A 14,197-nucleotide genomic window follows, 5' to 3' on the forward strand; every position below is an offset into this window, starting at 1 on the left:
GTCGGCCGGCGGGGGAAAAAGAAGGACCCCGCCGGCCGAGTAGGATCAGAAGCGCAGGCGAGCGCCGAAGTAGATCTGCGGACCGTTGTCCGAGACCTCGGTGATCGAGTCCTCGCCAGCCTTGTACATGACGTCCCGCGTGCCAGTGACGTTCAGGGCTTGAAGCTTCAGCTGCACCTGCTTGGTCAGGTCATACGACGCCGACAGGTTCAGATAGCCCGAGCCCTTGGCGCTGCGGTTGGTGCTGCTGTTGGGCTTGAAGTAGTCCGAACGGTAGCGGTACGAGGCGCGCAGCGAGAGCTTTTCGTTCTCCCAGTAGACCGAGCCGCTGCCGGTGTATTTCGACAGCCCGTTCAGGTTGGCCGCGCCCATATAGGGGCTGACGGTCGACGGGTCGGGGATCTCGAAATTGGCCTCGGTGATCGCGAAGCTGCCCTGCACGCCGAACCCGCTGAGCAAGCCCGGCAGGTAGGTGAAAGCGTGGTTGCCCGAGAACTCGATGCCGTAGAGGTCGCGGGTTGCGGGGTCGTTGGCCGGCGCGATGGCGTTGAAGGTCACCAGCTGACCATTGGCCATGATGCTGGTCTCACGCGGCTCCTGGGCGTCGAACGCCGCCCCCTTCAGCCACTTGTAGTAGGTCGCGACGGCGAACGAGGTGTCGCGGTTGACGTAGAACTCCAGCGAGGCGTCCAGATTCCAGCCACGGATCGGCTTGAGGTCCGGGTTGCCGGTGGTGCTGTTGGTCAGCACGCCCTGCACCGTGGTGGCGGTGGTGTCGGCGATCGGGTTGATGCCGACGTTGAAGTCCTCGATGCCCGAACGCGACAGGGCCTTGTAGCCGGCGAGGCGCAGCTTCATCACGTCGGAGAGATCGAAGGCGACGTTGACGCTGGGCAGGAAGTACTCGTAGCCCCCCGTGCCCTCGATCTCCTGCAGCGGGGTGCCCGGCGTGCGGACCACGGTGGCGGCCGCGCCGCCGACCGACGGCGTCACGGTCAGCTCGCCGCGGAAGCCCTTCGACAGCACGCGGGTGCGGACGTAGCGGACGCCGGCGTTACCAGAGACGGGCGTATCGCCCAGCTGGGTGCGGAAGTTGGTCATCACATAGGCGGTGCTGATCCGCTCACGGATGTTGGAGTCTTCCGGCCCTGGCGCGTTGGACGGCAGCGCGAAGCTGTCCTTGCCGGTATAGGTCTTGAACAGGCAGTCGTTGTCGAACAGCGCCCAGCTCTTGACGTTGGTCTTGCCGCCCATGAAGTCGGACGTCGAGAATGGCACGCGGCAGTTGGCGTTGGCGTCGGCGACCAGCTGGGTCGGGGTGCGACCGTCGTAGGCGACCGGGATGGGCTGATCGCTGTTGTTATTCGCGTCCTGGGTGCGGCGGTGATCCGACAGGCGGCCGCCGACCTTGATGCTCTGGAAGAAGCCGTCGCCCAGCTCGTAGGTCACGTCGGCCCGCACCGCGCCGATCTTGTCGAAGCGGTCGGTGACCAGGCGATAGCGCGCGTAGTTGCTGTTGCTGGTCGGCGTGCCGAACAGGAAGTTGGCCGGGTCGTTGATGTCGAAGTTGGTGAAGGTGACCGAGGGGACCTCGTCGCCCGTGCCGTCCAGCGTATAGGCCACGCGCGACTTGGAGCGCATGTTGGTGGCCTTCTGCAGCTCGGTGCGGTGCGACTGCGAGTACGACAGGTCGCCGCTGATGGTCAGGCGATCGGTCGGAGTCCAGGTCACCGCGCCGCCGCCGCCGATGTACTTCTCGTTGCGCTGGCGATCCTCGACCTGGATCTCGAGGTTGGAGTTACCGCTGTACTTGAGCAGCGCGCCATCGCTGTCGTCGTTCGACACGCCGCCGACAACCAGCGGCTGGATGCCGCGCAGGCCTTCGGTGATGGCCAGCTGGTTGCGGTACTCACCGCTCTTGCGGGTCGAGTACTGGCCGTCGAAGCTGATGTCGAGGTTGGGGGTCGGCTTCCACTGGAACGTGCCCATCAGCGCTTCGCGCTTCTCATCCGTGACCTTGGACTGGAAGGTGCGCGAGCTGGTGGCGAAATAGCGCGGACCGAGCGTCGAACCGGCCGGCGCGGTCGTGGCGTTCGAGCAGTTGGCCGTCGCCGTGCCCGGAGCGCCGGCGTAGGTGGTGCACGGCACGAAGGCCGAGTTGGTGATGTAGTAGTCCTCGGGCGTGGCCTGATCCAGGCGCTGGTAGCCTAGGCTGACGCCCATCTCGCCGAACTTGGTGTCGAAGCTGTCGGTGTAGGAAATGTTGCCGCGATAGCCGAGACCGTTGTGGCCGCGGATGTCGTCGTCCTTGGGCAGATAGGCGCCGCGCACTTCCATCTGGATGCGACGCTTGCCGTAGTCGATCGGGCGGATCGACTTCAGCTCGATGACGCCGGCGATGCCGCCGTCCAGGAAGTCGGCCTGCTGGCTCTTGTAGACCAAGACGCCGTTGACCAGTTCCGACGGGAACTGCTGGAAGGCCACCGAGCGGTCGGGACCGGCGGTCGAGACCTCGCGGCCATTGAAGGTCGAGAAGCTGAGCGCGGGACCCAGGCCACGCACGCTGAGCTCGTTGGCGTTACCCTTGAAGCGGTCGGCGGTGACGCCGGTGATGCGCTCCAGCGTGTCGCCCACCGAGTTGTCCGGCAGGGCGCCGATCTCGTCATTGACGATGCCGTCGACGATGACGCTGGCGTTGCGCTTGGTCTCGATCGAGCTGCGCTGGGTGGCGCGGGACGAGGTGACGACGATCGCATCGATCGTCGAGTCATCAGCCGGAGCAGCCGGCGCGGTCTGCGCCAGGGCGTGGGCCGGCAGCACGATGGCGGCCGTCAGCAGAAGATTGCGATAGAATGATGATTTCATGGGTAGTTCTCCCCTTCTTTTATGGTCGTCTTGCCGAGGTCCTTCCCCTCAGCGGTAGTCCAGACGCCAGGTGATCTTGAACGGCGTCGCTTCACCCGTCGGCGCGCCATGGCAGACGACCTTGGTCGTCATGGCGCCCGTCGCGGATCGGTATTCCTTGTCCTGGCCGACCGGCCCGGACTGGCAGGATTTCAGGCCTTCCACCGCAAAGCGGCGCACCACCCCGTCGGTGAAGGTGGTGGTCCCGGCGGCCTGCTTGGCGCCGCCGGAGAACGAACCGAACTGCAGTTCGATGTCCTTGACCTTCACGCCGGCGGTCGGGCTGAAGGTGTCGGTGCGAGTGATGCGGCCGGGCTCGAGGACGTAGGTCGTTTTGACCGAGACGCGCTTGTCGGCGACCGGGGCGCGCTCGCCCATCTTGTCCAGCTCGTCCTGACGCCAGGTCACCGTGGTCTTGGAGCCCTTGGCCTCGACCTTGGCGTCCTTGAAATAGGCCAGCGGCATCAGGGCCGAGCCGTCCTCAAGGGTCAGCCGGGGCGTCAGGAACGGCGCGACGCCATCCGGCGAGCCCGCCAGCATCCCCGGCGAGAACGGGATCGGGAAATACGGGTTGTGATTGTGCTGGCTTTCGCCGCCGTTGATCACCGGCAAGGCGATCATACGGCTGCCGTCGCGCACCGAGACCAGCAGGCGGTCGTAGTCGCCGCGCTGGAACCAGGTCACCTGGCGGCGCGGCAGGGTCGACAGGCCCTTGGCCCAATCGGCGGCCGGCGACTTGCCCGCATAGCCCATGCGCGCCCAGTGGGCGCTGGTATAGGCGTACTGGTGGGCCAGCGAGAGGTTCTCGCCCAGGATCCGAAACTTGCCGCGATAGTCGTCGGTGCGGCGGCCGCCATCCCACAGGTTCACCGAACCGGTCTTGGGGTCCTGCCAGAACTCGGCATAGCGCTGGGCCGCGCGAGCGGAATAGGCATAGGCCAGTTCCTTCTCCTGCGGAGTCAGCAGGTCCAGCACCGCCGCGGCGGTCAGGGTCTCGATGATGGCCGTCTCGCCATAAGGACCGATGCTGCGGCCGTATTCGAAGCCCTGCCCTTCGGCGTCCAGACGCATCAGCATCACGTCGGCGGACTTGCGCAGCCAGGTGAGGACCTGTTGCGGCGGCTTGCCGCCGGTCTCGATGAAGCGCTGGGCGATCTCGCCGGCCAGCAGGACGGAATAGCGGTCGAAGCGCCCTTCCCCGTCGGTTTCGTCGGCGAAGCCGTACTGGCCGGAATAGAGGTCGTAGTGCTCGGCGATCTTGGCGTACAGCTTCTCGGCCGGCGCGCCGTCGTCCCAGCCCATGCGGGTGCGCAGCCGGGCGATGGCGAAGGCCACGCAGTAGTAGTTATTCGGGTGATCGATCAGGGCGTAGGTGTCGACGTCGACGAACATCCGCCAGTCGAGACGCACGCGCAGCTTGGCCAGGGTCAGCGGATCGACGGCGTCCTTCAGGCGGCCGGCTTCGCGCAGCTTGTTCAGCGCCGAGAGGTAGTAGTAGGCGCCCCAGCTGTCATTGGCGTCGTCGGCGGTCAGCTTGGCGATCTTGCGGAAGTCGGCCAGGTAGGTCGGCAGGCGCGGATCGTTGTCCGGCAGGGTGACCAGGAAGTCGACGAGGCCGATGGCGATCTTGCCCGGCAGGAACTTGTCGCTGCCGTTGAACACCGGCTGGCCGTCCAGTTCCAGCTTGCGGCCGTCCTTCACCAGCTTGATCAGCAGTTGCTCGGTCTGGGGCTGGATGCGGTCGCGGACCGTGACGTCGTAGGCCGGAATGGCCGCCGCGGCCGGGGCCTGGGCCGCCTGGGCGACGCCGCCCATGCCCAGTAGGATCAGGGCTGAAATCGAAACACTGGTAACCGGTGTCAGGTACAAGTCTGCAGTCCTCCCGAGTGGTCATTCCGACCTTACTCTTGACCGTTCCGACGCGCCCGCCGGCGACCTCCTCAAAAGATTCTGAAAGTTTTTTCCGGGCAGCGCTGTCTAGGGCGCGGCGTGCAGCTCGACCGTTGTCGCCGAGCTTTGAGCCCGCACGGGGAAATAGGACTGCACCGCCTCGACGAACGCCCGGCTCTCGCCCGTGCGGAACGTGCCGCTGATGCGCAGCGACTTCAGCCGCGCGTCGGCCACCACGACCTGCAGGGTCGAGTAACGGTTCATCTCGGCCGCTGCGTCGGCCAGGGCCACATTGTCGAAGACGAGCTGCCCCTGGCGCCAGGCCAGGGCGCGATCCAGGTCAACCTTGCGCGGCTCGCCGGCGCGCACGCCGTCGGTCATCTGCATCGACTGCCCCGGGGTCAAGACGGCCAGGGTCGCGGCGCTCTCATGGTTGCTGACGGCGACCTTGCCCTCGGCCAGGACGACGGTGGTCTCGCGTGGCTCACGACGGACCGAGAAGGCAGTGCCCACGGCCGTCACCGTGCGCGGCCCGGCATGCACCCGCAGCGGCCGGCTAGTGTCGTGCGCCACCTCGAAATAGGCTCTGCCCTGCACCAGATCGATCGAGCGCACGGACGCGGTGTAGCGCACCCGCATGACGCTGAGAGCGTCCAGGGTGACCCGGCTGCCGTCCGACAGTGTCAGGGTGCGTTGCTCGCCCAGCGCGGTCTGGAACAATGCCCCCTGCTGAGCGCGATGGCGCATCCACCAACGCCCGCCCGCCGGCGCGGCGATGGCCGCCACGATGCCGGCGGCAACCAGACGACGGTCTGGGCCAATAGCGCGATGGCGACGTGCGCGAGCCCGTTGCAACGCCTCGCGACGGACAGTCACCAGGTCGTCGGTCCCGGCCGCCTCGCCCATCAGTCGCCAGACAGCCTCGGCGCGGTCATAGGCCTCGGCATGGGCCGGATCCTGCTCCAGCCAGCGCGTGAAGCCGGCCTCGTCGGACGCAGCCCCGCCCAGCCGTCGCGCGGCCCAGCCGGCGGCGGTCTCGTCGATCAGGGACTGTTGAAGCGGGTTCGACAACGGCTCAACTCTGAAACGGACCGGGCGACCGCATCAGGTGCGCCAGGGCCTTGATGATGTACTTCTCGACCGAGCTGACGGAAACGCCGAAAGCTCGAGCGATCTCGGCGTGTTTCCACCCTTCCAGCCGATGCAGGATGAAGGCGTCGCGGGTGCGTTCATCCAGCTCGGCCAGGCGCTGCATCACCGCCTGCAACGCCTGCCTGTCTCCTAAGACGCGCTCGGGCGAAATACCCTCAAAGCGGTCCTGGCGAAGCTCGGTCTCGCTCAGGTGGCTGCGGAACGTCTTCTGGCGCCGGGAGCGGTCGCGCAGCAGGTTCACGGCCGTGCGAAACAGGAACGCCTCGGGATTGTCGATGTCCGCCCCGTCCGGCCGGCGCACCAGGCGCAGGAACACCTCCTGCGTCAGGTCCTCGGCCTCGTCGCGCGAATAGACGCGGCGCTCAAAATACGCCGTCAGCGGCCCGCGATAGGCCTCCGACAGGCGCTGGAGGAAGGCCTCTTCGCGCGGATCGAGTTTCGGCTGCGCGGCCATGGCCTACGACAAATCCTCCCTGAGGCGCGGATCTTCGCCGCGCCCATTGGGTTCCGACGCGCTTGCCGGAACGATCCTCAATGCGCGCGTGCTCATTTTAGTAGTCCATCGCCAGGCGGACGCCCAGGTGGCGACCGCTATCGCGGGCCGGCTTCCAGTGCGTGGCGAAGGCTGGCTGGCCGTCAGCGCCTACGAGGTTCCACTGCACGTCACGCCCGCGCGTCACGGCGAAGCGCTTGTCCAGCACGTTGTTGACGAAGCCGCTGATTCGCCAGCCTCCCCCGCCCAGGCCGACCGAGACATCCAGCACGCCATAGGGCCGCTCGATCGAGGCCGGATCCTGCAGCAGGCTGTAATAGACCCGCGAGCGCCAGCGATAACCGGCATTGACCTCCAGCCGCCGGTCTCCGCCGACCGGACGCTGGTAGTAGGCGTTGAGGTTCAGCGACCAGCGCGGAGCGTTGAACAAGGTCTTACCCGACAGGTCCTGACGTCCGCCCACGCAGCCCTGCGCCGCCGTCTGGCCGAAGTAGCAGGCGGCGCTGTCGAAATCGTCCATCACCGCATGGCTGTAGACCCCTGCCCCAGCCAAGGTCAGCCGTGGGCTGAAACGAACGCTGAACTCGGTCTCGACGCCCTGCGCCTTCACGCTGCCGATACTGTTGAGCACATTGAGGCCGGTGGCGTCGTCGCGGCTCTGGGCCTGGAAGCCCGAGAACCGCTCCTGATAGGCCGTCAGGTTCCAGCTGAGGTTCCGGTCCGGCGACACGAACCGCACGCCCGCCTCGTAATTCTCGACCGTCTCGGAGGCGACGGGCTGCTGGGCGGCGATGGCGTCGGCCACCGGCTTTCCGGCATAGGGTCCGGAGGTCAGAAGGGTGCGCGTCGTCAGACTGCTGGTCAGATCGTAGGCTCGCCCCTTGTAACCGGTGGAATAGGTCGCATAGGCCGTGACGCCCGGCCGGACCACGCCCTGCAGGCCGATGCGGCCGCTCAGCGCGGTGTCGCTGTGGCAGGTCTCGATCGGGACGGTCGGCGAGGCCTTGGAGCACTTCGGCGCACCGTATGTGACGCCATTGCCGAGGTCGTCGAAGCGGTAGCCAATCTTCTCGTGGCTGATCCGCGCGCCTGACAGGATCGACAGCCGGTCGTTGAGCGCATAGGCGCCCTGGCCGAACACCGCGTAGGTCGTGCTGAACGTCTCGGAGATATAGCGCGAATAGGCGGTGCTGTTGGTGGTCGGCAACGACGACAGGCCGTTGTAGTCGCCCAGGCTGTTGGAGCCGCGCACGAAGTAGCGCCGCGCCTTGGTATGCCCGACATAGACGCCGCCGACATAGTCCCAGCGCCCGCCGGTCGGGCTATTGAGGCGCAGTTCCTGGCTCTCGGCGCGGATACGGAAATAGCCGCCGTTTGAGGATCCGCCGCGTGGAAGGCGGGGGTCCCGGAGGCTGTAGTCGAGGTCCGTCGCGTCGGTGTCCTGACGGTCGTAGAGATAGTAGCGGTCCAGGGCCGTGATTGAGGTCAGCCGCCAGGAGCCGACCGCGCCGACCGCGCGGATGTTGACGCCCTTGTCGGTGGCGTTGCCGCGTGCATTGATGTCGTAGCGGGCGAAGTGGTTGTCGGGACTAGGCACGATGCCGCGCAGGATCGCCTCGCGCGACAGCTCGCCCTTCCCCAGCGTGGCCTGGGGCGAGACATAGGTGTCGGCGCCCACGCAGCATGAGGACAGGGTCCGGGTCAGGTAGGGCGAGATGGCGACCGTCCAGTTGTCGCCCGGCGTCCAGACCAGCTTGGCCCGCAGATTGACGTCCGACTGGGCATTCAGCCACTGGCGGGTCGCCAGGTTGAAGACATTGCCCCGATAGCGACTGTAGGCGGCCGACAGCCGGAACTTCAGGTCGTCGGAGATCGGCCCGGTCAGGGTCGCGCTGGCTCGCTGCTCATGGTCGTCGGTCAGCAGCGTCTCGGCATGGGCGGCGAAGGCGTCGCTGGCCGGTTTGGTGGTGATGTAGATGACGCCGGCCGAGGCCGCCTTGCCGAACAGAGTGCTCTGGGGCCCTCGCAGGATCTCGACCTGCTCGACATCGGCCAGAGCCGTAAACGCCATGGCCTGGAACGCCTGGGGCACGTCGTCGACCACCACAACCACGCTGGGCTCGGTGCCGATCGAATAGGAATAGGTGCCCACGCCACGGACGTTGATGCTGTTGTTGCCCGGCTGGGTGGTCTTGGAGATCGTCAAGGTCGGCGCCAGGCGGGCCAGGTCGTCGAAATCGCGCACGCCGGCGCGCTCCATCATCTGGCTGGACAGCGCCTGCACCGAAGCGTCGGAGCGGCCCAGGGTCTCCATCCGCTTGCCCGAAGTGATGACCACCGCTTCCAGGCCGACGACGGGCTCGATCTCCTGCGCGGTCCGCATCGGCGCGGGCTCGCGCTGCGGGCGCGCGACCGGCTTCACACGATAGATGACGATGACGCCCGACGCCGTACGACGGAACGCAAGATCCGTTCGGGCCAGCAACTGCGTGAGCGCGTGGTCGACGCTCATCCGCCCGCGCAGAGCCGGAGCGCGCTGGTCGGCGGTCAGTTCGGGCGCGTACAGAAGCTGCTCGCCGGCGGCCTGGCCCAGGCGCTGGAGAGCGAGACCGAGATTGGAGGCCTCCTGGTCGAAGGTGGCGACGGGGTTGGCGGCCATGGCCGCGACAGGCGCCAGCACGGCCAGGCTCAGCAGAGCCCCGACACGCCCGCGGCGGCGAGCGCGAACGACGCGCCGATCCATGTTCACCTCCCCTTACGCGGCTCTTCGTCCGCTGTGCGGGCCGCCGGTCAAGACGACTCCTTTCCCTTACGACGCGCTTGGCGATTACGCCCTCAACAAAAATGCGATTTGCGCGAGCGCCAAGCGGACAACGCTCTCTGATCAGGGCTTCAGAACCCCAGCGCCCAGAAATTCTACGGCGTGAGCGAGTCAAACTCGATTTATTCGATCTGTTTAATAGAGTTTTGATCCGACCTCATCGAACAACGTTCCGACCTGGGGGCTTCACGTGATCATTGGTGCTTCGGCGACCGCCTTCTCCCGCCGCCTGCTGCTGGGCCTTCTGTGCTCCAGCGCCGCGACCGCCGTCCTGGCCAGCGAGCCTGCGCCCGCCGCCCCTGCGGATCCCAGCGCGCAGGACGCCAGCCTGGTGGGCCAGGTCTTCGTGACCGCGCGCCGCCGCGAGGAGAGCGCCCAGCAGGTGCCGATCGCCCTTACGGTGACCTCGGCCGAGACCCTGACCCAAACCGGCGTCAACAGCATCGTCGCCCTGACCCAGCTGGTGCCGACGCTTCAGGTGCTGTCGCCCAACGCCCGCAACACGGCCCTGACCATCCGCGGCCTGGGCGCCTCATACGGTCTGGCCAATGACGGCCTGGAGCAAGGCGTCGGCATCTATGTCGACCAGGTCTATGTCTCGCGCCCCGGCGCGGCGACCCTGGACTTCGTCGACATCCAGCAGATCGAGGTGCTGCGCGGCCCGCAGGGCACACTGTTTGGCAAGAACACGACGGCTGGCGCGCTGAACATCACCACCCGCGACGCCACCAACACCTTCGAGGCCGACGCCGAAGCCTCCGTGGGCAGCCTGAACTTCCGGCAGGTGAAGGCCACGGCCGCCGGCCCGATCATCGCCGACAAGCTGGCCGCCCGCCTGTCGGTCGTCGGCACCTGGCGCGACGGCGACCTCTACAACCCGATCAGCAAGCTGCATCAGAACGCCCGCGACAGCGTCGGCGTGCGCGGCCAGCTGAAGTATACGCCGACCGACAAGCTGACCATCAAGGTCGCCGCCGACTACAGCGCCCAGCAACCCGAGTGCTGCACGCAGGTCTATGTCACCGTCGGCACGACCCTGAAGCCGGCCGCCCAGCAATATGCGGCGCTGGCCGCGGGCCGGAACTACAAGGTCGCCAGCACCAATCCCTATGATCGCCTGTCGGACGTGGATGACGACATCCAGGCCGACCAGTTCGCCGGCGGCGGCTCGGTGATCGTCGACTACGACTTCGGCAATGTCACCCTGACCTCGGTCACCGCCCACCGGAACTGGGACTGGGAGCCGCGCAACGACCGCGACTACACCGCCCTGGACGTCACCCGCCGCTCGGCCAACCCCTCGCACCAGAAGCAGGACAGCCAGGAGTTCCGCCTGTCCTCGAACGGCGACAACACGATCAACTGGACGGCCGGCCTCTACTGGTTCGACCAGAACGTCACCACCCACGGCGTGACTGAATACGGCAACGACGCCTCGTACTGGCTGCTGCCCGGCACCAACTCGCCGGACTCGCTGCTGGCGGGCTACACGGTGTTCAACGACAGCAGCATCGACACCACCAGCTACGCCGCCTTCGGCCAGCTGACCTGGAAGGTCAACGACCGCTTCAGCCTGACGCCTGGCCTGCGCTACACCAAGGAAAAGAAGGACGGCGTCTACGCCCAGCGGACCACGGGCGGCTCGAACACCACCGACACCACCCTGATCAACCGACGCCTGGGCATCGCCCGGCCCCAGAACTTCTCGGCCAAGACCGACGATGGCTCGCTGTCGGGCCAGATCGCGGCGGTCTACGCCTTCAACGAGAACTTCAACGTCTACGGGACCTATTCGCGCGGCTTCAAGTCGGGGGGCATCAACATGACCGCCCTGCCCCTGAACAGCTCAAGCCAGCCCTCGCTGTCGGCCGCCGTGATCCGTCCCGAGAAGGTCTCGACCATCGATCTCGGCGTGAAGACCCAGTGGTTCGATCGCCTGCTGACGGCCAACTTGGCGGTATTCGCCACCGACGTGGACGACTTCCAGGCCAATGTCGTCGACAGCGGTCCGGGCGCCCTGCGCGGCTACCTGGCCAATGTCGAGAAGGTCGAGGTGCGCGGCGCGGAACTGGACGCCACCACCCGCTCGATCGGCGGCTTCAAGTTCTACGGCAACCTCGCCTACACCGACGGCAAGTATGCCAGCTTCAAGAACGGCCCTTGCCCGCTGGAGCGGATCGGGACCTCGACAGCCGCTTGCGACCTGTCCGGCAAGGAACTGCCGGGCCTGTCGAAATGGGCCGGTTCGGGCGGCGCCGAATACCGCGCCAAGACCAGCCTGGGTCGCCTGACTGGCGAGGCCTATGCGGGCGTCGACGCCAGCTTCCGCTCGGCCTATTTCGCCGACAGCTCGGACTCGATCTACACGCGCATCAAGGCCTACGAGATCGTCAACCTGCGGGCCGGCTTCCAGTCCGACGCCGGCTGGGAAGCATTCGTGTCGGTCCGCAACGCCTTCGATGCCAAATACATCCAGAACATCACCGTGGTCTCGGGCAACTCCGGCCTGGTGGTCGGCACGCCCGGCGACGCGCGCGCCGTCGCCTTCACCCTGAGGGCCAGCTACTAGCAGCATGAGGCCAAGCCGTTTCGGCATTGGCCAAGGTCCTGCGCGACGGTTGAGATAGGCCATGAACAGATTACTGGCCATCATCGCCCTGGTCTGCCTCCAGGCCTGTCTCAGCCCCACCGCGCGGGCCCAGTCTTTCAAGGCGAGAGAGGCGCCCGCCGTCGGGACCTTCTTCGTCGGCGGACACTATGTGCGCGAGGGCCAGGCCATGGCCGGTCAGGCGCACATCCTGTTCATGAAGCCGCCCAAGCCGCTGCATAAGACGCCGCTGGTCTTCATCCCCGGCGCTGGCCAGACGGTGACGAACTTCCTGTCGACGCCGGACGGCCGGCCCGGCTGGGCCTCGGTGTTCGTCGACGCCGGCTGGACGGTCTATCTGATGGACCAGCCGGGCCGCGGCGCTTCGGGCTACGAGGCCAGCTACGGCGCGGTCAAACGCCAGACGCCCGAGTTCCTTCAGAAGCGTTTCACGGCCACCCAGAACTTCGACCCCACTCCCGGCCAGCCGCAGGGCTGGCCCCAGGCCAAGCTGCACACGGGCTTCCCGGGAACCGGCAAGCCGGGCGACCCGATCTTCGACCAGTTCTACGCCACCCAGGTCGAGAGCGCCGACGGCGGCGTCTCGGCCAAGCTGGTGGCCGACGCCGGCGCTGCCCTGCTGGACAAGATCGGTCCCGCGATCGTGGTCACCCACTCGCAGTCCGGCGCCTTTGGCTGGGCGATCGGCGAAGCGCGGCCCGCGCTGGTCAAGGCGATCGTCGCGGTTGAGCCCAGCGGCCCGCCCTTCTTCGGCGCGCCGCCGCCCTGGGGCGACTCCGATCCCGACAAGCTGAGTCGTCCCTACGGCCTGACCACGACGCCGCTGGCCTACGCCCCATCGCTAACCTCACCCGCCGACCTGACCCGAGTTCAGGAGGCCGCGCCCGAGAAGCCGGACCTGGTCCGTTGCTGGCTGCAGGCCGAGCCGGCCCGCAAGCTGGTGAACCTCTCGAAGTTTCCGGTCCTGGTGCTGGTCTCCGAGGCTTCTTATCACGCCGGCTACGACCACTGCACGGTGCGCTACCTGCGCCAGGCGGGCGTGGCGACCGACTTCACGCGGCTGGAAGATGTGGGCCTGCACGGCGGCGGCCACATGGTCATGATCGAGAAGCATTCGACCGAGGTGGCCAAGCTGATCCAGGGCTGGCTGAAGACCAAGAAGCTCGATTAGGGCTCGGCGGTGCGGATTGCCGCCGGCCCGGCCGGCATGGCGATCGCGCCCCTGGCCTTCAGGCGCTTGCCGTCGAAGCCGAAGACGTCCAGCCGCTGCTCGACCATGCATTGGACCAGCAGGGTCTTGCCGTCCCTGGACCAGACGATCCCTTGCCCCCAGCCGCCGGTCTTGGCCTCGGCGACCTTGACCAGCTTGCCCGGTTCATCGATCCGCCAGACCTGCACCAGGCCGTCCTTGGCGTAGCGCGGCGAGGTGTGGCTGGCGTTGGAGCCGTTGTTGACATTGACCGCCACGAAGCGGCCGTCAGGCGACATCTTCAGCCCCTCGGGCGTCAGGCCGACGGAGACGATGTCGACGACGCGTGGGAAGGCCTCGGAGACCAGGTCGATCAGGCTGACGGTATCGACGTCCTTGCCGCCGCCGCCGATGTTGCCGACCACGGCGAAGCGACGCGGGCCGACAGTGTCGATCTGATAGGGACGTAGACCCGGCGCCAAGGTCTTGGGCTCGACCGTCACAGTCGTTCCGTCGATGCGCAGCACCGAGATCTTGTGGTCGCCGTCGCGACTGACCAGGGCCCGCTTGCCGTTGTCGAAGAAGATGGGTTCGGCCGGCGCCGACTTGGCGTCGCCGATGACCACCGACCCAGCGGGTCGGACAGCCTGACCAGAGATGCTGAAGATCGAGACCGTGCCCTCGGCGCGGTTGGCCACCAGGGCCAGCTTGCCGTCGGGACTGATCGAGACGCCCGAGGCGCCCTGCCCCGCGCGCAGCGTGGCGACCACGCGCGGAGGGCCGTCCTTGAGGGCGATGACGCTGACCCGGTCATCCGCCCCCTGGCCACCGGGCCCAGCTGGGGAGAGCTTGCGGGCCGCGGTGACCAGGGCGATGGACTCGTCGGGCGCGACGGCGACACTGGCCGGAGGGCCGATGACGCTGGTCGGGGCCGCGACGGAGCCCAGAAGCTTGGGGGGCGATGCGCCCAGATCGATCAGCGAAACAGTGTCGGGCAGCGGCTTGGCGGGAACCCCCTGCTCGCCGTCGTCCAGCACCTGCTTGCCGTCATTGGCCGAGACCGCGATCTGCCCGTACCCCACGCACGGCAAGACCAGCAGACCAATGGCGGCGACGCCGCTGAGAACTCGAAGACGCATC

General features: G+C 67.1%; 8 protein-coding genes. 2 read left to right on the plus strand and 6 right to left on the minus strand.

Annotated features, from left to right (window positions below; genetic code table 11):
* Window positions 1–45 precede the first annotated feature (45 nt).
* From J7528_RS08725 to J7528_RS08745, 5 genes are all read right to left on the minus strand, one after another.
* Entirely contained in the window at window positions 46–2,865 is a 2,820-nt protein-coding gene (locus J7528_RS08725; RefSeq protein WP_291872946.1) for a TonB-dependent receptor, read from the minus strand.
* 48 nt (window positions 2,866–2,913) lie between these two features.
* On the minus strand, window positions 2,914–4,773 hold the full coding sequence (locus J7528_RS08730) for a hypothetical protein (protein ID WP_291872948.1): 1,860 nt from the start codon (window positions 4,771–4,773) through the stop codon (window positions 2,914–2,916).
* A 108-nt stretch (window positions 4,774–4,881) separates the two neighbouring features.
* Window positions 4,882–5,865: a FecR domain-containing protein gene (locus J7528_RS08735; RefSeq protein WP_291872950.1), complete on the minus strand. Its 984-nt coding sequence runs from the start codon at window positions 5,863–5,865 to the stop codon at window positions 4,882–4,884.
* Between the two features lie 4 nt (window positions 5,866–5,869).
* On the minus strand, window positions 5,870–6,400 hold the full coding sequence (locus J7528_RS08740) for an RNA polymerase sigma factor (RefSeq protein WP_291872952.1): 531 nt from the start codon (window positions 6,398–6,400) through the stop codon (window positions 5,870–5,872).
* A gap of 97 nt (window positions 6,401–6,497) precedes the next feature.
* Complete coding sequence (locus tag J7528_RS08745; protein ID WP_291872954.1) at window positions 6,498–9,182, minus strand: TonB-dependent receptor; 2,685 nt, start codon at window positions 9,180–9,182, stop codon at window positions 6,498–6,500.
* A gap of 268 nt (window positions 9,183–9,450) precedes the next feature.
* Here J7528_RS08745 and J7528_RS08750 point away from each other — a divergent pair, with 268 nt between their 5' ends.
* Together J7528_RS08750 and J7528_RS08755 are read left to right on the plus strand one after the other, a co-directional pair.
* Window positions 9,451–11,829: a TonB-dependent receptor gene (locus J7528_RS08750; RefSeq protein WP_291872956.1), complete on the plus strand. Its 2,379-nt coding sequence runs from the start codon at window positions 9,451–9,453 to the stop codon at window positions 11,827–11,829.
* 61 nt (window positions 11,830–11,890) lie between these two features.
* Entirely contained in the window at window positions 11,891–13,039 is a 1,149-nt protein-coding gene (locus tag J7528_RS08755; RefSeq protein WP_291872958.1) for an alpha/beta hydrolase, read from the plus strand.
* Here the strand turns inward: J7528_RS08755 and J7528_RS08760 are convergent.
* A complete protein-coding gene (locus tag J7528_RS08760) occupies window positions 13,036–14,196 on the minus strand; it encodes a YncE family protein (protein ID WP_291872961.1) in 1,161 nt (386 codons plus the stop codon). The two genes, J7528_RS08755 and J7528_RS08760, sit on opposite strands and share 4 nt — an antisense overlap.
* Window position 14,197 lies beyond the last annotated feature (1 nt).

Source organism: Caulobacter sp. (assembly GCF_017744445.1).
GTDB lineage: Bacteria > Pseudomonadota > Alphaproteobacteria > Caulobacterales > Caulobacteraceae > Caulobacter.